This is a genomic window from Amycolatopsis speibonae (assembly GCF_042647925.1).
Taxonomy (GTDB): Bacteria; Actinomycetota; Actinomycetes; order Mycobacteriales; family Pseudonocardiaceae; genus Amycolatopsis; species Amycolatopsis speibonae.
The window spans coordinates 156,064-181,750 of record NZ_JBHRWK010000038.1 but is presented as its reverse complement, the minus strand read 5'-3'; the positions used below and the strand labels follow the sequence as shown (position 1 = coordinate 181,750).

Here is a 25,687-nt window from a genome sequence, read left to right as displayed (position 1 = left end):
AATGGCGCAACAGAAATCCCGAACACGCCACAAGCCTCGACGTTCGAGACCAAAAGGACAGGAATGGGAAGTATTTGAGGCAAGATCGCCACGCGCCTCTTTCACACTTTCCGCCAATGCGATACAGGGCGAGATCCGATGCACCTCCACGCACACAGAAGAACTTCGCGCTAGCGAAACCCTTGCATTCCCTCGTTTGCCAACAGGCCCCACTGTCCACAATGGAATAACAGTCGCGGCTCAGCGTGATCTTGCCCTCGGTCGAGGTCGATCGAATTGACAGGACGTGACTGGACTGTTAGTTCTCTACGCGTCGGCCGGAACTGTCCCGTGAAACGGACATGACCGAGCACGTCCTCATTACCCGCTGTGGGTGGGCTATCGACTCTCCTGTTCCCCTGGTCCTTTCTGGTCGTGGAGGTTCCGCGTGTCCGTTTTCCGTTCGCCGAGTTCCGTGATCGGCATCTCCCCGCCGGGCAGGCCGGGTGCGCGGCTGGTCTCGGCGTTCGCCGCGGCCGGCGCGACGGGAGTGCTCGATCTCGTGAGCGGGGATCGCCCCGCCCGAGCGGAACTGGACCGGGTCCAGCGGTGGACGACCGCCCCGTTCGGCGTCCGGATCGGCGCACGGTGCGCGTTCCCGATCAGTGAGCTTCCTGAGCAGGTCACGACCGTCGTGCTGGATTGGTTTCAGTTGAGCGCGGTCTACGAGGCCGCAGCGCTGGGCAAACGGGTGCTGGTCGAGGTGACCGGATTTGACGACGCCCGGGCCGCGATCGACGCCGGCGCGGCCGGACTGGTGGCCAGGGGCAATGAATCCTGTGGCCGGATAAGTGATCTGAGCACGTTCGTGCTTCTACAGCAACTCGTCGCGGCGGTGGATGTGCCGGTGTACGCGGCAGGCGGTATCGGCCCGCACACGGCGGTGGCCGCCCTGAGCGGGGGTGCCGCTGGAGTCGTGCTCGACAGCCAGCTCGTGCTGCTGGACGACGCCGAGCCTGAGACCGCGGTGGCCGAGGCGGTCCGGGTGATGGACGGGTCCGAGACCATCGTGCTCGGCGGACATCGCGTGTTGTCGTCACGTCTCGCACCCGTCCCGGCGGAGCTGCTGGCCTTGACCGACGAGCAGGACGTGGCGACCCGCCTCGGCGACGGTCTCGTTCCCCTCGGACAGGACGGCTCGCTCGCCGCGGACTTCGCCCGCCGCTACGGCTCGGCAGGTGCATTGGTACGTGCGTTGCACACAGCAATGGACGACATGGCGAACGCCGATCCAGCGGGCATCCTGGCGCCCGGCTCGCCGTTGGCCGCACGGCTGGGGATCACGGTCCCCGTCGTCCAGGGCCCGATGAGCCGGGTCAGTGACGTCCCCGGTTTCGCGGCGGCGGTCGCGGACGCCGGCGGTCTGCCTTTCCTGGCACTGGCGCTGGCCGACGGAGAACGCAGCCGCGAGATGATGACCTCGGCGGCGGACCTGCTCGGCGATCGGCCTTGGGGCGCGGGCATTCTCGGTTTCGCTCCGGAAGAGACCCGGGCGGCCCAGCTCGCCGTCATCCGTGAACTGCGCCCGCGCGCGGTGATCATCGCCGGTGGCCGTCCGGCACAGGCTGCCGAGCTGGAATCGGACGGCATCGCCACATTCCTGCACGTACCTTCACCACGGCTGCTGGCGCAGTTTCTGTCGGCGGGTGCGCGCCGGTTCGTCTTCGAAGGCGCGGAGTGCGGCGGCCACACCGGCCCGAGGTCGAGTTTTTGCCTGTGGCAAAGCCAGATCACGACTCTGCTGGACCACCTCGACGGGAATCCCGGCGACGGGATCGAGGTGCTTTTCGCAGGCGGCGTGCATGACGCCCGATCGGCGGCGATGGTCGCGGCCATGGCCGCCCCGGTGGCCGCCCGTGGAGTCGCCATCGGTGTCCTGATGGGCACCGCATATCTGTTCACCGCGGAGGCGGTCGCCACCGGGGCAGTGGGTCCGGCCTTCCAGCGGCAGGTCGTCTCAGCGGGGCGGACGGCGGTGCTGGAGACGGCGCCCGGGCACCTGACCCGGTGTGTGCCGAGTCCGTTCACCACCGAATTCGACCGTGTTCGCACGGAACTGAGCGGCGAGGGCGTTCCGGAGCGCCAAGTGTGGCAGCGCTTGGAGGAGCTGAACATCGGCAGGCTCCGGGTGGCCAGCAAGGGTTTGCGACGTGACGGCCGAGAGCTGGTCAAGGTCGACGAGGTCGAACAGCTCGGCCAGGGGCTGTTCATGGCCGGGCAGGTCGCGGTCCTGCGCGAGGCCGTCACCACCATCGCGGATCTGCACGCCGAGGTGACCAGCGGAGCGATGACCCTGCTCCGTGATCGGGCTGCCGGACAGGTCACGGCTGCCGAAACGCGGGAGCAGGCGCCGCCGCCACTGGACATCGCGATCATCGGCATGTCCGGGGTCTTCGCCGGCGCCGTCGATCTGGCCGGATACTGGCGGAACATCCTCACAGGCACCGACTCGGTGACCGAGGTGCCCACAGAGCGCTGGGACAGCACCGTCCACCAGGACGTCACGTCCAAGTGGGGCGGCTTCCTGCCGCGGATCCCGTTCGATCCGCTGCGATTCGGGATCCCGCCGGCATCGCTGGGCCGGATAGAACCGGTGCAACTGCTGGCGCTGGAGATGGCGCGGCTGGCACTGGCCGACGCGGGCTATGACCGGCGCGCCTTCCCCCGCGAGCGGACCGCGGTGATCTTCGGTGCCGAGTCCGGCGGCGAGCTGTCCAACGCGGTCCTGCTGCGCTCGATGTTGCCGTCCTATCTGTCCGACGTACCCACCGAGCTGGACACCCAGCTGCCCCACTTCACCGAGGACACCTTCCCCGGCGTCCTGGCCAACGTGATCTCCGGTAGGATCGCCAACCGGCTAGACCTCGGCGGCGCGAACTTCACCGTCGACGCGGCCTGCGCGTCATCGCTCGCCGCGCTGGACGCCGCCTGCCGCGAACTGACCACTGGCGTCGCCGATCTCGTCCTGTGCGGCGGCGCGGACACCCACAACGGCGTCTACGACTACCGTTTGTTCGACGGAGTCGGCGCTCTGTCACCGACCGGCAGGTCCAAGGCGTTCGACGCCTCCGCCGACGGGATCGCTCTCGGGGAGGGCGTCGGGTGCGTGGTGCTCAAGCGCCTCGATGACGCCGCGCGCGACGGCGACCGGGTGTACGCGGTGATCAAGGGGATCGGCCGGTCCAGCGACGGCCGCTCCCTCGGGCTGACCGCGCCACGGCCGGACGGGCAGCGCCGCGCGCTCCAGCGTGCCTACGCGAACGCGAGGCTCTCGCCCGCGCAGGTGGGTCTGGTGGAGGCGCACGGCACCGGGACCGCGGTCGGCGACCGGACCGAACTGTCCACTTTGGAGACTGTGTTCGCGGAGGCGGGCGCGTCCCCTGGATCCGCCGTGCTGGGTTCGGTGAAGTCGCAGATCGGGCACACCAAATGCGCCGCGGGGATCGCCGGGCTGATCAAGGTGGCGCTGGCGGTGCACACCGGGACCCGGCCGCCGACTTCGCTGCTGTCCGAGCCGAACGACGCGTGGACCGGGCCGTCCGGGCCACTGGCGTTCACCGCCGAACCGCTGCCGTGGGCCGCACCTGCCGAAACCCGGGTCGCCGGCCTGAGCGGGTTCGGTTTCGGCGGCACGAACTACCACGCGGTGCTGGCCGGGCACGCCGGGCCGGACCCTCGTCACGGCGCCGACCAGTGGTCCACGGAGCTCTTTCTGTTCGCAGGCAAGGACGATGTAGTCGCTCTGCGAAAGCTGCTCGAACGGTCCGACGGCGCCCTGATGCGTGACCTGGCCACCGCGGCGGCCGGCCGGTTCCGCGGCCGCGCGGCGATCGCCGTGGTCGCCCGTGACGTGACCGAGCTGGCCAGGCTACTCGACGACGCCGAGGCAGGACGCGGCGGCGACCAGGTGTTCTTCGAGCGGCCAGGCGGCAAGGTCGCACTGTTGTTCCCAGGGCAGGGTAGCCAGCGAGTGGGGATGGCGGCCGACCTGTTCGTCGCGTTCCCCGAGTCGCAAGAGCTGTTGCGAGACGCCGCCGACGTCGCCGCGGCGATGTATCCGGGAACCGCGTTCACCGAGGGAGAAGCGCGGCGGCAGCGGGAACGGCTACGCGACACCCGCGTTGCCCAGCCCGCGCTCGGCATCGCGGGCCTGGCGGTACACGCACTTCTGGCCAAGGCCGGGGTCGCGGCGGACATGCTCGCCGGACACAGCTACGGCGAACTCATCGCGTTGGCGGTGGCAGGAGTCTTCAGCCCACGTGAGTTGTCCGAGCTCAGCTTGGCACGCGCGAACGCCATCCTGAGCTCCGCGGGAGCCGATCCCGGCGCTATGGCGGCGGTGACCGCCGACGCGGCCGAGGTGGCCGAACTGCTGGCGGGCACCGGCGTGGTGATCGCCAACCACAACTCCCCCAGGCAGGTGGTGATCTCCGGCGGCACGGCAGCGATCGCCGAGGCGATGGCTTCGCTGAAGCGGTCCGGGATCCAGGCCAAGCCCCTGCCGGTGGCGTGCGCCTTCCACAGCCCTCTGGTCGCGGCCGCCGGTCCGGCGTTCGAGGAGATGCTGGCCGGGTATCCGTTGCGGCGCCCCGAAGTGCCGGTGTGGTCGAACCGCACGGCGGCACCTTATGCGGGCGATGCGGTGGCCATCCGGACAGAACTGGGCGCCCAGCTCGGCGCTCCGGTGCGCTTCTCCGAGCAGATCGAGGCGATGTACGCCGACGGCGCCAGGATATTCGTCGAGACGGGCCCAGGCACGGTGCTCAGCAGCCTCGTCGCGGCCACCCTCGACGATCGTCCACATGAGACAGTCCACTTCGAACGAGCCGGTGGTGGCCTGACCGGCGCGCTGATCGCTCTGGCCCGGCTGGCGGTCTGCGGCGTGCCAGTGGACGCGCGTGCGTTGCTGCGCGGGCGTGGCGCCACCGAACCAGGCGACCAACCGGCGAAACGTCCTCAGTGGACTGTGGACGGGCAAGCGGTGCGCACGGCCGACGGTGAATTCGTCGCGGGCGGGCCGGTACCGCCGAAGCGGGTCCGGCTCCATGGCCCGGCACACCGGACCGGTGGCTTGTCACGGGACGAGGTGGTCACCGACTATCTGCGCACGGTTCGCGAGTTGGTCACCGGCCCGCGCGACGCGATGCTCGCCTACTTCGGGGCGGTCCCGGAGGATTCCGCTCATCCACCGCTGACTGAACCCTCGGCACCGGTTGTGACCGAGGATCCGGCAAGCACCGTCGCCGCCCACGATGGCGACACACTCGCCGCCGTGACGACGCTGATCAGTGAGCGCACGGGCTACCCGGTGGAGATGATCGAGCCGGATCTGGATCTGGAGGCGGATCTGTCGATCGACTCGATCAAGCGCACCGAGCTCATCGGCGAGCTGACCAACCGGTATGCCGACCACGGTCCGTTCGACTCGTCCGCGGTCGAAGAACTGACGGGTAATCGCACCGCGTCCGCCATCGCCCGGTGGCTGGACGACCGGATCGGCGGCGATGCGGCGGCGACTCCCGCCTCCGCACTCGACACACCGGCACCACACAAGGCGGCGCCGCGCCGGTTCGTGCTCACCGAGGCCGACGCACCGGCGGAACCCGTCGTCGCCTTGTCCGGCCACACCTTCGGTATCGCGGGTGGCACACCAGGGCAGCTGACGGCGCTCAGCGACCGGCTGGCCGCCGAGGGCGCGAAAGCCCAGGCCGTCACCGACAGCCTGGATGACGTCGATGGGCTGATCCACCTCGGCGGTTTGTCCCTCGCCGCCGACGATCCCGTGCTGCCGGAGCAGTTCCCGCTCATGCGGGCGGCGGCGAACCTGCGCTGGGTGGTGGCCGTCGCGGCTCCGGACAGGCCCGCTGCCTTGGGTCTTCGCGGGTTCATGCGTTCGCTGGCGCTGGAGGCCCCGTCCTCGCTGACCCGGCTGGTCGAGACCGACCCGGCGGAGACGGACGCGGCGCTCGCCGAGCACGTCGTCACCGAACTGCGTGTCGACGACGGACGTCCGGTGGCCCGGGTCGGTGCCCGGCGTACCACCCGCGTCCTCTCACCGGCCGGCCTCGGAGCCGTCGGGATGGGCCAGACGGGTGGTCAGCCGGACACCGCCGGCCTCGGCCCGGACTCAGTGCTCCTGCTGATCGGCGGCGGACGCGGGATCGCCGCCAGGCTCGCCGACACCGTCGCCGCATCGAGCGGGTGCAGGTTCGTGCTGGCAGGTCGCACTGAGCTCACCGCCGAAAGCGAACCGGTGGGCTTCACCGCCACCGACCTCGCCGGCGCGCGGGCCGCACTGGCGACAACGGGGCTCCGGGACCCCGCCGGCATCGATCAGGCCGCACGCCGGTTCCTGGCACGACAACAGATCCGGACGACGCTGCGGCGACTCCGCGCGCACGGCAGCGAGGCGAAATACGTCTCGGTCGACGTCACCGACCACGAATCCCTGTCCGGCCTCGCCAAACAGACCCACGCCGAGTACGGCCGGATCGACGGCGTGGTCTTCGCCGCCGGCGTGATCGAGGACAAGTTGCTGGCGGACAAGGGAATCGATTCCTTCCGCCGGGTCTTCTCCACCAAGGTCGACGGCGCGCGTACCCTGCTGGACTCCCTGGGCACTCTGCCGACCGCGCCCGGATTCGTGGTGCTGTTCGGCAGCATCGCCTCCTTGGGCAACCGGGGACAGATCGACTACGCCGCCGCCAATGACGCCATCGAGCTCCTCGGCTCACGCTGGGCCGAGGAGCACGGCACACGCGTCCTCACCGTCCATTGGGGACCGTGGGCGCCCGATCCCGACTTCGGTGGGATGGTCTCTCCGGAGCTGGCCGCCGATTACGCCCGCCAGGGCGTCGACCTGATCGACCCCGAAGAAGGCGCCGCCTCCCTGCTGCGCGAACTCGCTTGGGGCGACCGTTCGATCCGGTCTGTCTTCTACACGGCGGGCCACCGGTGAGCACCGGAAACGACGTGGCCGTGGTCGGCATGTCCGTCCTGCTGCCCGGCTCACCCGACCTGGACACCTACTGGCACAACCTGACCCACGGCGTCGACGCCATCACCGAACTGCCCGACGGCTACGGCATGCCGGAGTTCCGAGGTTCGCGGGGTGGTTTCCTCGGCGAGCTGGCCACGGTCGACGCGGCCGCGCTGGGCGTGATGCCCGCCGCGCTCGACAGCACGGAGCCGGACCAGCTCATCGCCCTGCGCGTCGCCACGGCCGCGGTGACCGACGCGGGTGGCGAGCGCACCATCGGCGACCCCGGACGGGCCGGGGTGATCCTCGGGAGGGGCGGCTACCTCACCCCCGGACTTGCCCGCATCGACCAGCGCACCGCCGTCGCGGACCAGCTCGTGCACACGCTCGGCGAGCTGCTCCCCGATGTGTCCCCAGCTGACCTGGCCCGGGTGCGTTCGGCCTATCTCGACCGGCTCGGCCCGGAGTCCTTGGGCGATCGCATCGGACTGGTGGCCAATCTCGCCGCCTCGCGGGTGGCCAACCGGCTCGGCCTCGGCGGCCCGGCCTACACCGTCGACGCGGCCTGCGCGTCCTCATTGATCGCGGTCGACCACGCGGTCACCGAACTGACCAGCGGCCGCTGCGACTTCGTGCTGGCAGGCGGGGTGCACCACGGCCACCACGCGACGTTGTGGAACGTCTTCAACGGCTTGGGTGCGCTCAGCCGCACGGCACGCAGCAGGCCGCTGGACCGTGACGCCGACGGCCTGCTCATCGGCGAAGGTACCGCGGTCGTCGCGTTGAAGCGCCTCGCCGACGCCCGGGCGGACGGCAACCGGGTCTACGCGGTGATCCGGGGTACCGGCGTGGCCAGCGATGGCGGAGGAGTCAGCTTGATGCACCCGGCGTCGGTGGGCCAGATCCGCGCGGTCCGCCGGGCCTGGGCCGCGGCCGGTCTGGACCCGGCCGAGCCGGGCGCGCTGGGGCTGCTGGAGGCCCACGCCACCGCCACCCCGACCGGAGACGCGGCCGAACTGGAAACCCTGCGGGAGGTCTTCGGCTCGCCGAACGGTGAGCACACGGTGATCGGCTCGGTGAAGTCGATGATCGGCCACACCATGCCCGCATCCGGAATGGCCGGGCTGGTCAAGGCGGCGTTGGCGGTACACCACGGTGTCCTCCCACCGACCTTGCACTGCGACAACCCGCATCCGGCCTTGGCCGGAACCCGCTTCCGCACCATCGGCACCGCCCGGCCCTGGCAGGGGCGGAGTCCGCGGCGCGCGGCGGTCAACGCGTTCGGCTTCGGCGGGATCAGCGCGCACGTGATCCTCGAACAGGACGCTCATGCCACACCCGTGGTGGTTCGCGAGCCGATCCGGGTGCTGCGGTTGTCCGCCGAGAGCCCGGAGCGGCTGGCCGAACTGCTCGACCAGCCGGACCCGGTGCCCACCGGCCACGGCATCAAGCTGGCCGTGGTCGAGCCCACCGAGCGCAAACTCGCCGCCGCGCGCAAGGCCGTGCGTAGTGGCGTCGCATGGCGAGGTCGCGACGACGTCTGGTTCAGCCCTCGCCCCCTGCTCGCCGATCCCGGACACCGGCTGGTCTTCGTCCATCCCGGGCTGGAGGCCGAGTTCGAGCCGCGGCTGGACGACATCGCGGCGTATTTCAGCCTGCCGCTGCCGGACCTTTCTTCACACAGCCTTGGCAGGCACGGCCGCGCGGTGGTCGCGGTCAGCCGATTCGTCCACGCCGCGCTGGACCGTCTCGGTGTCACCCCTGACGCCGTCGCGGGTCATTCCGTCGGTGAGTGGACCGCGATGATCTCGGCCGGGATGTTCGACGACGACCAGCTCGATCACGTGCTCGACACCTACACCGTGGACTCCTTCGAAGTACCCGACCTGGTGTTCGCGGCACTCGGCTGTGCCGCCGAGCGGGTGCTGCCCCGGCTCGCGGGTACCGGCATCACGTTGTCGCACGACAACTCGCCCAACCAGTGCATCGTGTGCGGGCCGGAACAGCCGGTGCGCACGCTGCTGTCCGAGTTGCTCGACGAGCGGATCATGGGGCAGCTGCTGCCGTTCCGCTCCGGCTTCCACACCCCGGAACTGGAGCCGTACCTGAAGCAGATCCGGCTCGGCTCCGAGAAGATGCCGCTGCGCCCGGCCACCCGTCCGATCTGGTCGGCGACCACTGCGTCGCCGTACCCGGCGGCCCCGGACGACGTCCGGACCCTGTTCTACCGGCATCTGCTGGAAACCGTCCGGTTCCGCACGCTGATCGAGAATCTGCACGGCGCGGGCGCCCGAGTGTTCGTCCAGGCCGGTCCCGGCCGGCTGAACACACTGATCTCCGACACGCTCAAGGACCGTGACCATCTGGCGATCGCGGCGAACACGACGCGGCACAGCGGTCTCGGTCAGCTCGCCCGGGTGACCGCCGCGCTCTGGGTGGAAGGCCGCGAGGTCAGCGACGAGCTGATCACCCCGCTGCGACGGCACTCCCGAGGCAGACTGGACAAGCTGCGGCTCGGCAGTCCCTTGGTCTCTCTCGGCCCGGACGCCGCCGGGCTGCTCGGCGATCAGCGGGATCCTGTCCATTCCGGACACTCCGAAGTGGACGATTTGCTACACGTCACCCGCGAAGCCGCGCTCAGTGTGCTCGCCGCCGCCCGCCGTTCCCCCACGGAGGCAACGAAAACGACGACGCGGGAGATGTCGCTGCGAGTCATGCCGCATCTTCGCGACCACAGCTTCTACGCGGTCCCGGAAGACTGGCCCGACGACTTCGATCGGTTCCCGGTCGTGCCCGCCACCGAACTGGTCCGGCTCATGATGGAACTGGCCGCCGAGCCGGACACGGTTCCGGTGGCGGTGCACGACGCACGGTTCGAGAAGTGGCTGGCCGTCGAACCCGCGGTGAAGGCGACGTTCGAGTGTGTTCGGGAGCAGCTGGACAAGGTGCGGGTGACCGCGCGCGGCTACGCCGGGGCGACGGTGGAACTCGGCCGCCGGTATCCGGCGCGGACGCCACCGGTCTGGGCGGGGGCGCTCGCCGGCGAGCGGCGGCCTCGGCTGACCGCGAGGGAACTCTACGAACGAAGGTGGATGTTCCACGGCCCGGCGTATCAGGGCGTCACCGAGATCACCGCGATCTCAGATGACCATGTGCGCGGTGTCATCAACACTCCCGCCGCGCCGGGCGCGCTGCTGGACAACGCCGGGCATCTCGTCGGCTACTGGATCCTGGAGACCTTCGACCGCAACAGCCGGGTATTCCCCGTGCGTTTCGAACGAATTCGCTTCTACACCGGACATCCACCGGCCGGCGAACGGCTTTCCTGCGTCGTACGGATCCGGGCGGTGACCGAGTCCACGGTGACCGCGGATGTCCAACTGGTCCGCCCCGGCGGCCGGTTGTGGGCATTCGCCGAGGGGTGGACCGTGCAGCGATTCGCCAGCGACGAACGGCTGCGCGGGGTGGAACGCTCGGGCGGGACCTCGGTACTCGCCGAACGGCCGACCGGTGACTGGGCGGTGGTGCGGGAAGCGTGGCCCGGCCTGGCCAGCCGGGAGATCATGGCCCGGCGTTATCTCAGCAGGCCCGAATGGACCGAGTACGAACGTCAGCATCCCCGCGACCGCAGGGGATGGCTGCTCGGCCGGATGGCGGTCAAGGACGCGGTGCGCCTGTACTTGTGGGACATCGGCTGGGGCCAGCTGTACCCGATCGAACTCGAAGTCACCGACACCGGTCCCGGACGAGTGACCGCGACCCGCAGGCATGGGCCACCGCTACCCGATCTGACCATCGCGGTGGCGCGGCACGACGGTATCGGGGCCGCCGCCGTCCGCCCGCCGGGGACGCCGGTCGGCATCGAGGTGCTTCCGTCCGGCACCGCACCGGGAACTCCGCTTTCCCACGAAGGCAAGTCCTACGTCATCGTCTGCTCACCTGAGGAAGGCACCGCATGAGCACCGACACCACACTTTCCGAAGTCGCCGAGATGATCGAGACCGTCCTCGACGGCTACGAGCTGGACGGCCCGATCACCCGCGAAACCGCGTTCCAGCGTGATCTCGCGTTCGCAAGCATCGACCTCGTGGTGCTCAGCGGCCATGTCCATGAGAAATACGGTGAGCTGGTCAACCTCCCCCGTCATCTGTCCGAAATGGACCTTGATGAGATCGTCGCACTCACCGTCGGCGATCTCGCCGACTACATCGACCACTGCCGGGCGGCCTGAGGCATGCCGTTCGTCACCGCCAACGGAGTCGAACTCCACGTCCAGCGGCAACCACGACCCGGTGCACCCGTCGTCGTGCTGGTACACGGCCTGGCCGATTCGCTCGCCTCGTTCTACTTCACCCTCACCGGCCCGCTCGCCGAAGCCGGGTTCGACGTGATCAGCTATGACCTGCGCGGCCACGGACGCAGCGAACGACCCCCGACCGGATACACCCTCCTGAACTCGGGCGAGGATCTCGCCGCCCTGCTCGACGCACTCGGCGTCGACCGGCCCGTCCATCTGGTCGGCTACTCCCTCGGCACCACCATCGCGATCAGCTTCGCGCACCGTCACCCTGGCCGGGTCGCGGATATCGCGATGATCGAGGGGGAGCCACCGACCAAGGCATGGGCGAACCGGATGACCGACGCGCTGGCACGGGCCGACGCGGTGATCAACGACGCGGCTTTCATGGCCGAACAGGACGAGGTCGCCCACAAGGCCGCCGCACGCGGCCGGGAACTGGCCGCACACACCACGGCGATGACCGATTCACTGGACCCGAGCGGGCTACTGTCCCCCGACCAGGTCCGAGCCGTCACCCACCCGAAACTCCTGATACTCGGCGAGCAGTCCGACCTCGCGTTGGTACGTGCCGAACTCGAGGATCTGCTGACGACGTGTGAAACGAGGGTAATCCCAGGACAGACCCACCTGCTGCTGGCCGACGCACCGCTGCAGGTCCGGGCGCTGCTGGTGCCGTGGCTGACCGAACGGTCGATGCGATGAGCCGGTTCCTGTTCGTCGTACCGCCACTGGTGGGACACATCAACCCGCTGACCGGGGTCGCCGACCGGCTCCGGGAACGGGGACATGAGATCGCGTGGGCAGGGCTCGCCACGAAGATCAAGCCGCTGGTCGGCGATGCCGAGATCTACGACGTCGTGCATGCCACCTTTGCGGAACGGGCCGAGGAACGGCCGGACGTGTTCGGCGCGGAAGCACTCAGGTTCCTGTGGTCGGACTATCTGATTCCCCTGGCCGAGGCCATGGTCGACAAGACCGCCGCGGCCGTCCGGGGGTTCCGGCCCGACGTGATCGTCGCGGACCAGCAAGCGTTTGCGGGCGCGCTGGTCGCCGAGCAGTTCGGTCTCCCCTGGGCGACCTCGGCTTCCACGTCCGCGGAGCTGACAAGCCCGTACCCGCCGAAGGTCGAAGCGTGGATCGCCGGTCTCCTTGCCGGGCTACGGACACGATTCGGCCTGACAGGGCACGGCGACCTGCGTCTCTCGCCGCATCTCGTGCTCGCCTACACCACCGAGGCACTCCTCGGCCCCGTCCCACTCCCCCGCCAGACGCACCTCGTGGGACCGGTTCTCACCGGGCGGCCGGAAACCGGGTGGCTCTGGCCATGGCCGTACCGTGACCGGCCCACCGTGCTCATCACCATGGGGACCGCCAACAAAGACGTCACCGGGACATTCCTCACGGCGGCGGCGGACGCCGTCGCCGAACGCGGCGGCGCTCTCCGCGCCATCATCGCCGACCCTGGCGCGTATCTCGGCCCACAGCCACCGTGCACAACCGTGTTCCCTACCGTCCCTCAGGCCACCATCCTGTCCGCCGTCGACGCCGTGCTGTGCCACGCCGGACACAACACCGTCTGCGAATCCCTATGGCACGGCGTACCCCTGGTCGTCGCACCGATCCGAGACGACCAGCAGATCGTCGCAGGCCAAGCGGTCACGGCAGGCGCAGCGGAGCGTCTGCGCTTCTCCCGCGCCAACGCGGGACACATCGGCTCCGCCTTCGACACCGTCCTCACCGATCCCGCCTACCGAACCAAGGCACGTCACATCCGCGACTCATTCAGGGGTGCCGGTGGCGCCATTGCGGCCGCCGACCTCCTCTGCCGGCTGCTCCCCACGACACCACACTCCCCACAATGACCGGAACCGGCCGAACTCGCGGCAGACAACTCTCGCCGAGATCGGCGCCAGATCGGCTTTCCTCCGCACGCGACCCGGCGGGACGAGGTATCCGCTGACGCCACCGAAGAGCCGCTGGGCGAAAATCGTGCTCCGAGCGGGCGCAGTGCTCAGCGGTGGCAGGGCGCCGGCGGGTAGCCCGGTCGCGCTGCACACCGGACCGCCGACCACGCCCCGCGGGAAATGGCGGCGGTCGCCGACGCGATGAGGAACAGTCGGGCCCCTATGTACTTCCGCCCCTATGACGAGGTCACGGCCCTCTTCGACGGGCTGGACCTGGTCGAACCCGGCGTGGTCAGCGCACCACTGTGGCACCCGGAACCAGGCCTGCGCGACGTGGAACCCAACGAGGTCTGCACCGGCGTCGGCCGCAAAACCTAGGCGCGGTCTCCGCCGGAAGTTCCTCGCCCAACTACGGCCACAACGAGCTGGGCCCGGATGCGAAAGCGCACGGGATGTGTCGCTACTGCAGGCCGATGTCGCCTGGCCGCGGACCTGGAACTCCCGAACGTGCGTTCAGGTATACCGTGAGGTGGGTCAGGTCCGGTTCGACATGGTCGGTTTGTGCACCAGCTCGCCACATCGCGCGGATCATCGCGGTGTTCGCCTCCTGGGCGATCGCGACGAGTGCCACGCAGCCGTCGATCCGCGCGAGGGTGATCAGCCTGCAAAGCAGGGCTGTACCAATACGGCGGCCTTGCCACTGGTCTTCGACGAGGATGCCGACCTCCGCGCATCGACCGCGTTTTCGCAACGTCGCCACCGCGATCACCCCATCTGCCAGGGTCTCGGCAAGCAGAGTACGAGTGCCCTTGTGTTCGAGCAGGCGCTCGAACGCCGGTGGCCGTTCGCGGCCGTACCGCCGACCGCGACTCTCGGCGCTACACCGTTCGTGCATCTCCTCGATCGCTGCCGCGTCGCCAGGGGTGACGGGACGGATCGCCACTTCCGTGCCGGCAGCCAACCGCAGGGTCGTCGTGGTGATCGGCGCACCGGCGAGGCACCGCTTGAGGTCGAGAACGGCTTTGGCCCTTGCGAACTCCACCAGGGTGAAAGGCAGCGGCGGACGCGTGACCATCATCAGGCCGCCGTCAGGCGCGACCAGCCGCATCGACGTTCCCTCGACGCACTCGCCGGACCCTTGTGCCCGAGGTCTTCCTTTGGTCTGCTGCGGGGTGATAACGCAATCACCCAGTACGGCACGCAGCAGCTGCGCCGAGTCGGCCGGTGGGCCGGCCGCTTGGGCCGCGATCGTCAGTACCCGGGTCGGCAGGTCGACGAACTCGTGAACGTCGGCCGGAACGACTCGCACCTCCTTGCCTCCGCCCAATTGGGTCACCGCGGCGATATCCGCCGCTGTCACACCGGCCGGCGCGCGCAGGAGAAACTCGTCGACCACACCGTCCGGCACGGCAAGGACTTGCATGGACACGATGTCGTACCGGTGCGCCGCCAACGCGGCCGTCACCGCCGCCAAACTCCCGGGCACATCGCGCACCGTGGCGCGGATCCGCCACGCCCCTCCTGGCGGCGGCGGGAGTTCGTCCGCCACGACCCGGGTCACCTTCGCTCGTGGGCGGTGGGTCCACCATCGCCGCAAAGCGGCGGTGGCGATCAGGAGCAGACCCAGCGCGAACAGCACGACCGGCCCGACGCTGTTGAGCGACAACATACTGACGAACAGGTGGGCGACACCCGCGGCGATGAACAGGGCCGCGAGCTCGATCAGCTCGCGGCTCATTGAGGTCTTCGCCGCTTTTGCGGTCTCCGACCGCACCTCCGATTCGTTCATGTGGACAAGGTTCTGTTACCTCCTTTGCCTCCGGCTTCTCCGCCTGTCACGATTCAGTTAATACAGCCGCACGACACCGGCGCGTAAGGGAAATCGCGGGCGAAGCCTGATCCAGACCACATCGGCGTTGTTCGGCCGCGCCGCCAAGCGAGGATGTCAGCCCGGGCGTCGTCCAGGCCTAGTGCCAGGGTTTGTAATGCGGGTTGTCCTTGCAGTCGTTCATGATCTCGGTCTTGGTGATCCTGTCGACCGGGCACACGCCGATGATGTATTGCCGGGTGATCCCTCCTGGGAAGGCGACCTCGACCTGGTCGGCCCACCGGTGGGTGTCCCCGATGGTCCTGTTGACGTCGATACCACCGGGAGCGTCGATGTAGTAGTTGTAGCCGGACTTGTACCACGTCTTGTAGAGGTCGTGGTCGTAGGTCGTGCTGACGTACGGGGAAGGCTGGTTGACGAGAACGTACTTCTCGATGTCGTACTGGCCGTTGATGACGTCCCTGGGAAGGAATCCCTGTTCGAAGACGACGGCAGGCCCGCGGCTGTCGGAGCGGTAGAGGGTGCCACAGGTCTTGCGCCAGACCGGCTCCGGGGTGATGCGGCCGACGTCGACGCGACGGTCCGCGGCTGCCTTGACCGGGTCGGCGAATTGGGGACAGAAGGGTATGGCCTGAGCAGCGGTAGCGGTCGCCGGGAGCACGGCGGCGGATACGGTGAGGACAGCCGTGAGGGACAAGATGACGGCTGCGGCCCGGCTGCGCAGAAGAGTTCTCATCATGACAAGCACGCTAGGGCGCCCATGGCGGCAGCCCGAGAACCATCACCCGGACGAGGCCGGGCACCCACACATCAGGGGATGACACCGGTGGCAGAAACAGCCCGAACTCCTGCGCGGCGAAGGTCGATGTGTTTCAGGCACGGCGTTCCGCCAGGGAGGCTGGGCGCTCGCCCTCGGGGTGTTGGTTGATCCAGGACAGCCCGCCGAGATCGAGGCGATACTGAGCGCGGGTGACCGCGACGTAGGCGAGGCGAGCTTCGGCGGGTTCGATCGTGCCGGGCGCTGGGTCGCCACCGAGGCTGGTGTCCTCGGGATCGTCCGGTTCGGTGAAGTCGCCGGCGATGCGGACCGTCGGCCACTCACGTCCCTTCGCGGCGTGGGCGGTGGACACGATGACCTCGGCCTGGGTTTCGGAACTGAGCTGGGAAAGCGTCCGCAGCACGACGTCGACACCGTGCTCGTCGATCACGTCGACGAACGGCAGCAAGTCGCGTCCGTCGCGGTCCCATTCGACGTAGTCCTGCACCTCGCCCCAGGTGGAGAACAGCAGCAGCTCACGGTGGGTCGTGCGACGGCCGGCCTGTAAGTCCCGTGCGGCCTCGGCCAGGTTCCGCAGCTCGGCAGCGCGACCGGCGAGCGCGACCCGGCGGCCGCCGGCCAGCAGGGTGAGGATCTCGGCGATCGCGCCGCCGTTCGTGCGGCACAGGATCGCTTTCGGGGTATCGACGGGAGCGAGTTCGCTTCTGACCGTCGGGGAACCGGTCAGACGGATCGGGGCATGGGCGATCGTGAGCCACCGGTTGGCCTCGGCGGCGACCGCGGGACCGAACCGGAACGAATGCGACAACGCCAGCTGCCGGGCCTGGAACCCGGTCATCACATCCCGCGCGCCGCGCCAACCGTAGATCGCCTGCGCCGAGTCGCCGACCATGACCAGTTGTGCGTGCGCGCCCTGAGCGAGGAACACCTGCTCGACCACCGGGTTGGTGTCCTGCGCCTCATCCAGCAGGAGGAACTCGCCGTAGATCCTCGGCCGGCTCAGCGCCCACATCTTCAAGTAATGGTCGTGCTTGAACGGCACCTTGCCCCGGTCCGGGGTCTGCAGGTCGGCCCACATCCGCTCGGCCAACGGCAGCACGATCTCCACGAGCTGGTCATGCTCATGCTCATCACTGATGCCCTTGGGCCAAGGCACGTGCAGACGACTGAGGACGTCAGCGGCCGAGTAGCAGAACTGCATCACCGTGTCCCGGGCCAACGAGCACAGCGTCGACGCCCGCAAGTGCCGGGCACCGATCGTGACATTCATCGTGATACCCAGCAGCTGCGCCAGCTTCGCCGTGGCCATCCGAGGGCGTTCCATCCGCTCCTCGAACCTGTGCCCGACAGCCTTGAACGCCAGCGCGTGCGCGGTCGAGCACCGTACATTGCCCCGGAATCTCCGCTGCGCCTCCCGCGCGATCGATCTGTTGAACGCCAGATACCGGCCCTGCCAGCGAGACGCGGCACCCAGCATCGTCAACGTCGTGGTCTTTCCTGTTCCCGCGCCCGCCTGCAAGACCAGATCATCGCCACGGCGAAACGCCTCCACCGCAGCCTCCTGCTCCGCTGTCGGACGCCGTGACGACATCGAGTTCCTCCCTGAAGCACGTGAGCAACTCACGATCACATACCAGGACGGCATATCTCGACGGCCAAAACGGTCTACCAAGGCGAAACGAATCGGTGCCTGCCCGGACAACAAACCGGGCAGGCCCCCGAAGTCGACAAAGCCCTCGTCGCTCTATACGCGAACCCCGCTCGGACACGCCCTCGCCGCCAGCCAATGAGGCCCTCGCGGGAAGAGCTCACCATTCCCTGCGGGATTTTTCCCGGTAACCGGCGGATCTTGTCGTGCTACCGGTGGCACGAGGAACGTACCCGGCAGTGGACTATAGGCAGTACACACTCGGCGCCGAGCATCACGTCGCCCTCGGTGAACCCCACACCGGTGAACGCCTGCCCACCAGATTCCAGGTCTCGATCAGGAACCGCCAGACGTACACCAACTGCGCGACGATCAACCCGAGATAGAGCGGAACCTGCAACCAGCGGCTGAAGAACAACAGCTTCCCGACCCCGGCAGGTCCACGATGCCGAGTAGACGTTGGGGTACTGCGTGCGGGCATGCGGAACCGGCCTCAAGCTTCGACGTTGCGAGAGCGGCGAACCCGGCATGCACATCGTCACGCGGTACCGGCGCCCACTCATGATCAACTTCTTAGCGGTGCACCCACATCGCGAGGCGAACGGCACAGGTTTCCGCCGAAGGTGAGTCACTCGCCTGACGCTCCGGTAATCAGCAAGCGTTGTCGAGACCTTCACCACTTCCAGCTGCGCCCATCACCAGCTGCTTCTCACAAGCGGTTCGTCCCCATCACCAGCGGCTCCCGGGATCGTCACCGCAGTGGCCGTGCTGTGCCTCCTGCTCGCGGATTTACGACAGACCGGATGACGTCACGGCTCCGATGCGCGGCGAGGGGCTGGGTGGTCGAGTCGTAGAAACAGACCTGATGGCGATCGAAGGCCTGTCGAATGCGGACCTTCTCTTCGATGATCTTCCCCGGAACGCCGCTCGGATAGATCGAGACCGCCACTGTCCGCTTCCGGCCCGCGTTAACGACGTCGATGATGTACCGATCCTGGGAACCGAGGGAATGCCCGAAGATCACCGTGTCCTATTCGTTCGCAGCGAGCGACTCGAGGCAGGACCTCGGATACGGCGACCGCTGGATCGTGCGGATCTTCGCCTTGAAGGTGCCCTCGCTGACGAAAAGCTGCGATTTGTCACTCTTCCAGAGGTGGATCCCGCCGTGGAGGTAGTGGATGCGGGCGAAGTAGAGGCACAGGTCATAATTTGTCGTGTACGTCGACCGGTACTTCGCCAAGGTCTCCGCGATCTTTGTCCGCGCGTCGGTGGAGAACCGGTTCCAGTTCGCCTGAACGTCCGCCACCGCGCCGAAAAGCGCGTCACGAACTTCGGCGTACACGGTGTCGACTTGACTGGTGCCCTGTCCGAGAGCCTCCAGCACGATCCGGGCGTGGTAGAGGCACTCCAGCGTCTTCTCGAAGTCGGTCGTCTCCAACTCCGCGAAGATGTTCTTCGCCTGCGCGGACAATGTCGCCTTGTCGAACAAGCGGGGATAGGCGAAGTCACCCCACAGGTTGATGCTCAGTCCGTTCCCGATGAGCAGGGTCAGCCACTCGCGATCGTCGAGTGTGCGCCAATCCTGCAGGTCGTCATCGACAGCGGTCCTCATCACTACAAGTCCGCAGTGGCCATGACGGCGCGCAGGCCGCGCAAAGCGCGATCTGTGCGCACGATCTCCTGGTCGGTTAGGGACACCGACGGCTCGACGCGCAGCGTGGTCCCGGCAATCGCGGTGAGCAAGATACGGATCGCGTGTTCCCGCAACAGATATCCGGCGGCCCGGTAGCCGAACTCCGGCACTGTCGAGACGAACTCCACGCCCAGCATCATTCCCCGGCCGCGCATTGCAGCGATCTGTCCGGGGTTGTCCGCTTTGAGTCGCGCGCCTCGTTCGGCGGCTTGTCGGTAGAGTACACCGTCGTCGGCCTCCAGCAGGTCCAGAACTCGGCCGGCCAGCGCGGTGGAGAAGCCGTCTCCCGCGAACGTCGAGCACCAGGACCCGGGCTTCCTCTGCCGCCTCCGGCCAGACTTCACGCAGGATCTCGGTGGCCCGCACGATGTGGCCGGCGACCTCGGTGACCGGCCGCACGGAAGCGCGGAGCCGGGTCTCCTCAGGCAGGCCACGGCCGAGCCGGGCAAGACCGGTCCGATACCGGTCGAGCTCGCCGAGCTCCGGCAGGAAGGACAGGGGCGGGGCGGTAGTAGATCCGGGCCAGCCGGGCCGTCAATTCGGGGATGATCTCGAAGGCGACGATCTGGTCGGCGAGGTCCGCGACGATCTCCCCTGCGGCTACACTGGCCCGCTGCCGTTTCGGTGCGGAGCGATAGTGACTTGTAGCCCTCGCCGAGAATGATGGTTTCGAGGTCGCCCTCGTAGCTTGTCGCGGTGTCGGCGCAGGACACCCGGATCAGGTCATGATCATTAATGGGCTCGAGGCTGCCAGAATGAACACGGGAAACCGGCGGTCGGGGCGGCGATTCGTTCGAGGTGAGGAATGGTGGCCGTCAGCCGGTCTCGAGCCGGAACGTGTAGTCGACAACTTCGGCGTTGTCGGACCAGACGACGAGGAACATCGGCTTGTCCGGATCGGGGTTGGCGATCGGCAGTCCGTAACACGCGCCGTGCGGTGTGAACACCCGGGGCCGCTCGCCGTCGCCCGATACGCCGAGTGTCACGCCCTCGCAAGGTTTTCCGTCTGTGGGCACGATCTTTCCCTCTCCTACCGCGTCAATCCGGTAGGTGTCCACGCGGCCGGGTACGTCGAGGCTGCCGGTGATCCGGTCCCCGATCTTCGCGGGCAGCGCACGATGTTTCAGGGTGACCAGACGGAATCCGTACGATCCGCCGGTGCCGGTCACCGTGAGCCGGCAGTTCGCCGGCGTGGGCAGCCGGAACTGGTGGACGCCGATGAGCACGTGCTCGGCATTCTGGCCGGGACACGCTACTTGGGTGGTGATGTCCCCGGTGACGTCGGCCAGTTCGAAGTCGGTCGCCCCGCCGAGGTCGAGCTGATAGTCGCCGTGCCGGGCGGAGGTCACCCGGCTGCCGTCACGGAGCGGGCCGAGCGGCTCGCCGGGCGGCGGGTCCGGTGGCGTGGTGGGAATGGTGGTGGCGCGCTGCGAGTTGCCGCCGGTGACCGCGAAGATCGGCTGACCGGTCAGGGCCACGTCGAGTATGCAGCCGTCCATCAGTGCCGGATTCCGGACGCCCGCCATCGTGCACGCGCCCCGGGCTTGGTCGCGCTGCTCCACGGGCAGGTCGTCCACCTTCACCTCCTTCTCGGGGAGGGCGCGGTCGGTGAACTTCTCGGTGCTCTCGCCCGGCGCGTAGTCGAACAGCGAATCGGCCTGGCTGATCCGCCAGCTCTCGCCGAAGGTCCGGTAGAGCTGCTCGAACGACGGCCGGGCCGACACCGGCTTGCCGTCCTTCGTGGTCAGGTCGTTGTCAGCATTGCCGTCGAAGTTACCGAGCAGCCCGGCGGCCTGCCCCTTACGACCGTCCACAAGGGATACGTATAGTCGCAGGCCCCAGCGCCCGAGCGGGTCGAGCCAGGCCGACGACCCGTCCGGCCACCGGACGGTGTAGCCGTCCTCGGCAAGCATGATCGAACTGCCCCTCCGGAGGACGGTCCCGCCGCCGGGGAGCTTTCGCTCTCCGCGTGCCAGGGTCGTGGGTTCACCGTTCACCCGCAGGACGACGTCACCGCCATTCATGGTGAAGGTGACCCGGTCGGGCCCGATCCTGGTGGCCACGGCCGAGTTGACGCTGACCGTGCGGTCGTTCTCTATCGCCGTCTGGCGGCTCTGGATCTCCAGGTCACCACCAGTGGAACGGACGACGGTGAATTCGCCGACCGCCTGGAAGTCGTAGCTGTGGTGATCGAGGGTGGTCAGATGCGGGTCGCCGTCAGAGCCGCCACCGCCCACGGGCGGCGCGACGGAGCCGCGGTCTGTGCCGTCCCATCCTCCTTGCGGGATACCGCCGGGTCCTTGCTCGATGGGGAACGGCTTCGTAACCACGCCGGGTGGCTGGGAACGCCCGGGGAAGCCTCCCTTGGTCTTCTGGCCGGTGCCGGGCGGCTTGGCCGGGTAGTTCGGCAGGTTAGGCAGTGTCTGCGCCGGCCGGGGCCCGGGCTTTCCCGGCGGAACCGGGTGATGAGTCCGGTCCGGCGGCGGGACCTTGGCCGGGTCGCTCTCGCAATCACCCAGCGACGGCGGCGCCGGTTTCGAACCGTACCCGTCCCGTTCCTTGAGACCGTGCAACCGGCGGTACGAGTTCTCCGCGAGCGTCGCACGGATCTCCGTCGCCTCGTCACCCTCAGGATGGAGTTCGCTCTTGGTGTACGGGCACATCAGCTCGCGGGCCTCGAGCCAGTCGTAGTCGAGACCGTGCCCCATCGACCACGCGTGCACCAGCTCATGGAACAACGTCGAGCACGAATCGAAGGGTGCGCCATTGGAGAACTCCCCCTCCCAGGACCGGTCCCAGCCCACCTCCACGGCATACGGAACCGGCGGAACAGGCTTGCCCGTCTTGGGATCGACTCCCCAGACGTACTCGCCCGTGGCCAGGTCCGCCACCCAGTACGGCCTGGCGAAACTGTTGCCGTCGTGCGGCACGATGCGCACCGCGGTCGTCGAGGGATCGTTCAGCCAGTCCGTCACGATCTTGATGTCAGGTGCGCTCGACGCGTCAGCGGTGAAAACGGACATGCACCCCGACACCGCCGCGGCGAAATCCCGAGCGTCCTGTTTGGACTTCTCGGACGCGTGCTCGGGCGGCATGGGCACCGGCTCCAGTTTCGCCTCCGCGGGGTTGACGCCAGCGCCGGTCATTCCCGCGACAAGAAGGAGCAGCACCACGCCAGCCGCCGGGGCCCGGCCGCGAACCCTGCGCAGGATCAGGAACAACGCCGCCACCAGCAGCAGCGCGCCGACCCCGATCGACACCCACAGCCACGGAAACCCCGGCTCGGATGAGCCGACGGCGAAAGTCACGGTGGCCACCTTCGTCGTACCCGCGCACGGAGCGGGCTCAAGGCCGCCGAACGGCGGGGCCGCGTACCGTGCGGACACGACGTACGCGCCGGTTTCAGTCAACGGCCGGCTCGCGATCAGGCCACGACCGGTCGGCAGGACGTCGGTGGAACTGACCTCCGCCCCGCCATCGGGACCGGCGGACGCGCTGCCCAGGCGAAACGACACGGCGTCGCCCGGCTGGACCGTCTTCATACTGCCGCGAACGACATCGACCAGCGGCCGGTCGTGATACGCCGCCCCGAGCTGAGACGCCACCGCCTTGCCGTCACGGGTCACCGCCGCCACCTGCACCGAACCCGCGGCGATCGTGGCCACCTGACAAGGCGCGGTGCCCTTGTTGGTCACCGTGGCCGTCAGCACGACCCGCTCACCGGGCACATACGTGGTCTGTCCTGTCGACAGAGCGAGGTCGAGACCCGCGTCCTGAGCCAGCGCCGGTTGCGCGATCAGCAAGGTGAACGCCGTCAGCAGGACGACGCGGACAAGGCGAGCCATCGATGTTCCCCCGAAAGCCAGTGGATCTTGTCCGCCGACCATGGCTCACCCCAAGAGGACACGGAACGTCCTCGAAGACGAACAAAAAGGCGAAAAAGCCCGCCCTCGAGGGCAGCGCACGCGAAGCCCTTCGACTGGACGTCCAATGCTGGATCGATGACCGCTTCAGAGCGGAGATGAAACCAGACGTGCATCGACACGGCGCCACGGTGGGCGACTGCCTTCAGGCCGCCGGGATCATGTACGGCGCCGTCCGCAACCACGGGGCCAAGAAACTCCTTCCAACGTCGCGCCCGGTCGCCCAGACAGTACGGATTTGGCCAACGTGCTCCCACCTCACGACTTCGAGACCTTTCGGATCACCGCTCCGGGCCAGCACGATCATCCGGCTGACCTATCTCACCCCGACCGCTCCAAACACCCAACTCATGCACACCACATTGCGCGAGCTCCTCGATCGACATGCCCTCGGCGCTGGCCGAGCATCGGCGGCGAGCCGAACCGGGTCAGCGGAAGCTTCCTTCCGATACGGCTCGCCAGGTGTTTCCTGAGATGAGTCGGCCCACCATGCAGGGAACCAGGAGCTCGTTGCCGGGTAAGCCGCCACCGGCTCAAAGCCCTGGCGGTGAAAGAACTCCCGCGCATGGGAAACCGTTGACAATCCGAAAAGGACAACATAACCGCCTTAGCGGCAGTCGTCAGCTCCACGCCGAAAGCGGATGTTGACGTGGATCCCATCCGCCCACAGATATACGAAGTCCACGGTGGACAGGTCGCGCTCGCAGAACGCGCGCTGCTCGACCTTCCACTGCTCGGTCAGCTTCGTGATCACCGGGCCCGACAGGCCCTTCGCTGAGCCGAGGAAGTGGCCCAGCGCGGACACGAAGTCCCCTGAGGATAAGCCGTGCAGGTAGGGCGGGGGCAGCACGTCGTTGCGCAGGTCAGGACCCGCCTCCCAGGCCGCCCAGGTGTCAAGCAGTGTCGGGTTGTATCCGGCTCTTCTCCGGCAACGGACCCCAATCGGAGACGGCTTGGCCCGCTCAATGTAGCGATAGGAGCCCGGTCGTCCGCGTCTCGTAGCCCGGCGGGACCACGTGCTGGCAAGCGTCGATGCGCTGGCGCTGCTCATCGGCTCCGGTGGAGAGCTTTGCACGCCGGAGTTCTCGACAGCACCGGCACCCTGACGAGAACCACTGTCACTCCGACAGCCGAGCCCCGCCACGGTCCCAAGAGCGAGCCACCATCGCACCACGACGTTTGCCTTCCCTTCGTCAGAAGCTGCCACTGCCGTAGCTGCTCGAGGGAGCGCCGTGATACTTCGACCACATCGGCGGATCACTCGGGTCGCGGGGAAGCGGGATGATCACTTCACCGGTGAGCCGCGCCCAACCGGATACCACGGTCTCGTATTCCTCCGCCAACGCGCGAGCGGTCTCCTGCCCCCAATACACGCCGGTGTAGTGATGTTCGGCCCGTTCCGCGGTCAGCGCGGCGTGGACCTCTCGCACGGTGTGCTTACTGCCACCTCCGGCGTCCAGGCTCCCCAGATAGATCCAGAAACTGCGGCGTCCGCCTGAATGCTTGCGAATCTCGTAGGCCCACACCGGACCGGACACGCCGTCGAGTGCCTCCGCACGCTTCTTCCTGGCCTGCTCATCTTCTCGCCGCACGCGCTCCTTCTCCCGCATGGCGTACTCCTCCAGGTAACGCGGAAGATCATCCATGCTCTTCTGGTGATCCGCGAGAGCAGCGGCGAAGTCCGACCGCAGCCGCGCGCTCGCCGCGTCATATCCCTTTCGCAGCAACCAGTTCCGCCGCGCGTACTTAATCCGCCACCACAGACCACCCCGAAACGGCGCCCGCAGGTGGAGGCTGACGGCTTCCTCACGTTCCTGCAGGGCCTGGATCTGCGCCAGCAGTCGGCGCGTCGCCGAACACCAGCGATCCCGATCCTCCCGACCAGCTCTGACGACTCTGTCCGAAGTGGAGTACGACGAACTAGACGCCTCAGCACACAGCAACCGGTTGTACTTACTCAGTTCGGCCCCGACCACGTTGACCGTCCAGCCGCCCAACAGGCTCCCGAGATCGGTGACATAGAAGTCGAATTCCATTGTTTCTCCTTAAAACACACTGAAACGGCGACCCGGCGAGTTGACCGCCGTCAGCCCTCTCCGCGCAACCAGAACGCATCCTCGTCGGCGAACTCGGGCGAGGCGACGATACGTTCGACGAAATCCACGGCCGGGTGCCCGCGAAGTTCGGAGACCGTGGCCCCCACGACGTCGAGTGCCTGCAGGTCGGCCGCCAGTCGCGCGTACTCGGCCGGGTCGACGTAGAACACCACGCCGTACCGGTTCTCACGCCAGGATGTGGCCTGTGACCGGGTGGCGCGGCCAGCCAATTCGGTGTTCGGCGTCACCGTGTAGTCGGAGAACATGGCGGCTTCCAGCCGAGCCTGTCGCTCGGTGGCGATCTCATCGAGGTCGGCCGGCCATCGAGCGCGGTCGTGGACCGGCTGACCGATGTCGGGAACGAAGGAAACCGTCACCATTCTGTTGAGCAGAACGTCCCAGACGCCCTCGTAGAGCGCGGCTTGACGGTCATCCACCTCCCAGCGCCGAGAACGCACTTCTACCGGGTAGTCCGCTTGGGGAGTCACCTTCACGACGC

At 68.0% G+C, this 25,687-nt stretch carries 15 protein-coding genes and 1 pseudogene; 6 read left to right on the top strand and 10 right to left on the bottom strand.

Going from position 1 to position 25,687, the window contains the following annotated elements:
- Nucleotides 1-427: 427 nt before the first annotated feature.
- The 6 genes from ACFOSH_RS24965 to ACFOSH_RS24940 all read left to right on the top strand — a co-directional run bounded on the left by ACFOSH_RS24965 (nt 428) and on the right by ACFOSH_RS24940 (nt 13,600).
- Nucleotides 428-6,997 (top strand): SDR family NAD(P)-dependent oxidoreductase, encoded by a 6,570-nt coding sequence (locus ACFOSH_RS24965; RefSeq protein WP_378241468.1) that lies wholly within the window; start codon nt 428-430, stop codon nt 6,995-6,997.
- Nucleotides 6,994-10,977 carry a beta-ketoacyl synthase N-terminal-like domain-containing protein gene (locus tag ACFOSH_RS24960; protein WP_378241467.1) on the top strand — a complete coding sequence of 1,328 codons (3,984 nt, stop codon included), beginning with the start codon at nt 6,994-6,996 and terminating at the stop codon, nt 10,975-10,977. The genes ACFOSH_RS24965 and ACFOSH_RS24960 overlap by 4 nt, the downstream gene beginning before the upstream one ends.
- Nucleotides 10,974-11,249, top strand: a complete 276-nt coding sequence (locus ACFOSH_RS24955; RefSeq protein WP_378241466.1) for an acyl carrier protein — start codon at nt 10,974-10,976, stop codon at nt 11,247-11,249. The genes ACFOSH_RS24960 and ACFOSH_RS24955 overlap by 4 nt, the downstream gene beginning before the upstream one ends.
- Nucleotides 11,250-11,252: 3 nt before the next feature.
- Nucleotides 11,253-12,020: an alpha/beta fold hydrolase gene (locus ACFOSH_RS24950; RefSeq protein WP_378241465.1), complete on the top strand. Its 768-nt coding sequence runs from the start codon at nt 11,253-11,255 to the stop codon at nt 12,018-12,020.
- Complete coding sequence (locus tag ACFOSH_RS24945) at nt 12,017-13,180, top strand: glycosyltransferase (RefSeq protein ID WP_378241464.1); 1,164 nt, start codon at nt 12,017-12,019, stop codon at nt 13,178-13,180. Before ACFOSH_RS24950 ends, ACFOSH_RS24945 begins: the two co-directional genes overlap by 4 nt.
- Nucleotides 13,181-13,402: 222 nt before the next feature.
- A complete protein-coding gene (locus ACFOSH_RS24940; protein ID WP_378241463.1) occupies nt 13,403-13,600 on the top strand; it encodes an SAM-dependent methyltransferase in 198 nt (65 codons plus the stop codon).
- Nucleotides 13,601-13,682: 82 nt separating this feature from the next.
- Here ACFOSH_RS24940 and ACFOSH_RS24935 read toward each other — a convergent pair whose 3' ends face one another.
- The 10 genes and pseudogenes from ACFOSH_RS24935 to ACFOSH_RS24890 all read right to left on the bottom strand — a co-directional run bounded on the left by ACFOSH_RS24935 (nt 13,683) and on the right by ACFOSH_RS24890 (nt 25,682).
- Complete coding sequence (locus ACFOSH_RS24935) at nt 13,683-15,011, bottom strand: GNAT family N-acetyltransferase (RefSeq protein WP_378241462.1); 1,329 nt, start codon at nt 15,009-15,011, stop codon at nt 13,683-13,685.
- 178 nt (nt 15,012-15,189) lie between these two features.
- Complete coding sequence (locus ACFOSH_RS24930; RefSeq protein ID WP_378241461.1) at nt 15,190-15,789, bottom strand: ADP-ribosyltransferase; 600 nt, start codon at nt 15,787-15,789, stop codon at nt 15,190-15,192.
- Between the two features lie 133 nt (nt 15,790-15,922).
- Nucleotides 15,923-17,419 (bottom strand): UvrD-helicase domain-containing protein, encoded by a 1,497-nt coding sequence (locus ACFOSH_RS24925; RefSeq protein ID WP_378241460.1) that lies wholly within the window; start codon nt 17,417-17,419, stop codon nt 15,923-15,925.
- 331 nt (nt 17,420-17,750) lie between these two features.
- Nucleotides 17,751-17,957, bottom strand: coding sequence for a YqhA family protein (locus ACFOSH_RS24920; RefSeq protein WP_378241459.1), 207 nt, complete (start codon nt 17,955-17,957; stop codon nt 17,751-17,753).
- 549 nt (nt 17,958-18,506) lie between these two features.
- Complete coding sequence (locus tag ACFOSH_RS24915; protein WP_378241458.1) at nt 18,507-19,088, bottom strand: DUF4917 family protein; 582 nt, start codon at nt 19,086-19,088, stop codon at nt 18,507-18,509.
- A gap of 2 nt (nt 19,089-19,090) precedes the next feature.
- The gene (locus ACFOSH_RS24910; RefSeq protein WP_378241457.1) at nt 19,091-19,513 is read right to left on the bottom strand and encodes a hypothetical protein; all 423 of its coding nucleotides are present in this window, start codon (nt 19,511-19,513) and stop codon (nt 19,091-19,093) included.
- 471 nt (nt 19,514-19,984) lie between these two features.
- Nucleotides 19,985-23,014 (bottom strand): VWD domain-containing protein, encoded by a 3,030-nt coding sequence (locus ACFOSH_RS24905; RefSeq protein ID WP_378241456.1) that lies wholly within the window; start codon nt 23,012-23,014, stop codon nt 19,985-19,987.
- Nucleotides 23,015-23,729: 715 nt separating this feature from the next.
- Nucleotides 23,730-23,945, bottom strand: a pseudogene (locus ACFOSH_RS24900) (transposase); the annotation flags it as partial.
- Nucleotides 23,946-24,285: 340 nt separating this feature from the next.
- Nucleotides 24,286-25,128, bottom strand: coding sequence for a hypothetical protein (locus ACFOSH_RS24895; protein ID WP_378241455.1), 843 nt, complete (start codon nt 25,126-25,128; stop codon nt 24,286-24,288).
- Nucleotides 25,129-25,178: 50 nt separating this feature from the next.
- Nucleotides 25,179-25,682, bottom strand: a complete 504-nt coding sequence (locus ACFOSH_RS24890; RefSeq protein ID WP_378241454.1) for a hypothetical protein — start codon at nt 25,680-25,682, stop codon at nt 25,179-25,181.
- Nucleotides 25,683-25,687 lie beyond the last annotated feature (5 nt).

Bases quoted from the DNA above. Each gene is read 5' to 3' on its own strand.
- ACFOSH_RS24945 (WP_378241464.1), top strand. From the start codon at position 12,017: ATGAGCCGGTTCCTGTTCGTCGTACCGCCACTGGTGGGACACATCAAC.
- ACFOSH_RS24955 (WP_378241466.1), top strand. From the start codon at position 10,974: ATGAGCACCGACACCACACTTTCCGAAGTCGCCGAGATGATCGAGACC.
- ACFOSH_RS24905 (WP_378241456.1), bottom strand. From the start codon at position 23,014: ATGGCTCGCCTTGTCCGCGTCGTCCTGCTGACGGCGTTCACCTTGCTG.
- ACFOSH_RS24935 (WP_378241462.1), bottom strand. From the start codon at position 15,011: ATGAACGAATCGGAGGTGCGGTCGGAGACCGCAAAAGCGGCGAAGACC.
- ACFOSH_RS24950 (WP_378241465.1), top strand. From the start codon at position 11,253: ATGCCGTTCGTCACCGCCAACGGAGTCGAACTCCACGTCCAGCGGCAA.
- ACFOSH_RS24940 (WP_378241463.1), top strand. From the start codon at position 13,403: ATGGCGGCGGTCGCCGACGCGATGAGGAACAGTCGGGCCCCTATGTAC.
- ACFOSH_RS24925 (WP_378241460.1), bottom strand. From the start codon at position 17,419: ATGTCGTCACGGCGTCCGACAGCGGAGCAGGAGGCTGCGGTGGAGGCG.
- ACFOSH_RS24895 (WP_378241455.1), bottom strand. From the start codon at position 25,128: ATGGAATTCGACTTCTATGTCACCGATCTCGGGAGCCTGTTGGGCGGC.
- ACFOSH_RS24915 (WP_378241458.1), bottom strand. From the start codon at position 19,088: ATGAGGACCGCTGTCGATGACGACCTGCAGGATTGGCGCACACTCGAC.
- ACFOSH_RS24930 (WP_378241461.1), bottom strand. From the start codon at position 15,789: ATGATGAGAACTCTTCTGCGCAGCCGGGCCGCAGCCGTCATCTTGTCC.
- ACFOSH_RS24920 (WP_378241459.1), bottom strand. From the start codon at position 17,957: ATGCCCGCACGCAGTACCCCAACGTCTACTCGGCATCGTGGACCTGCC.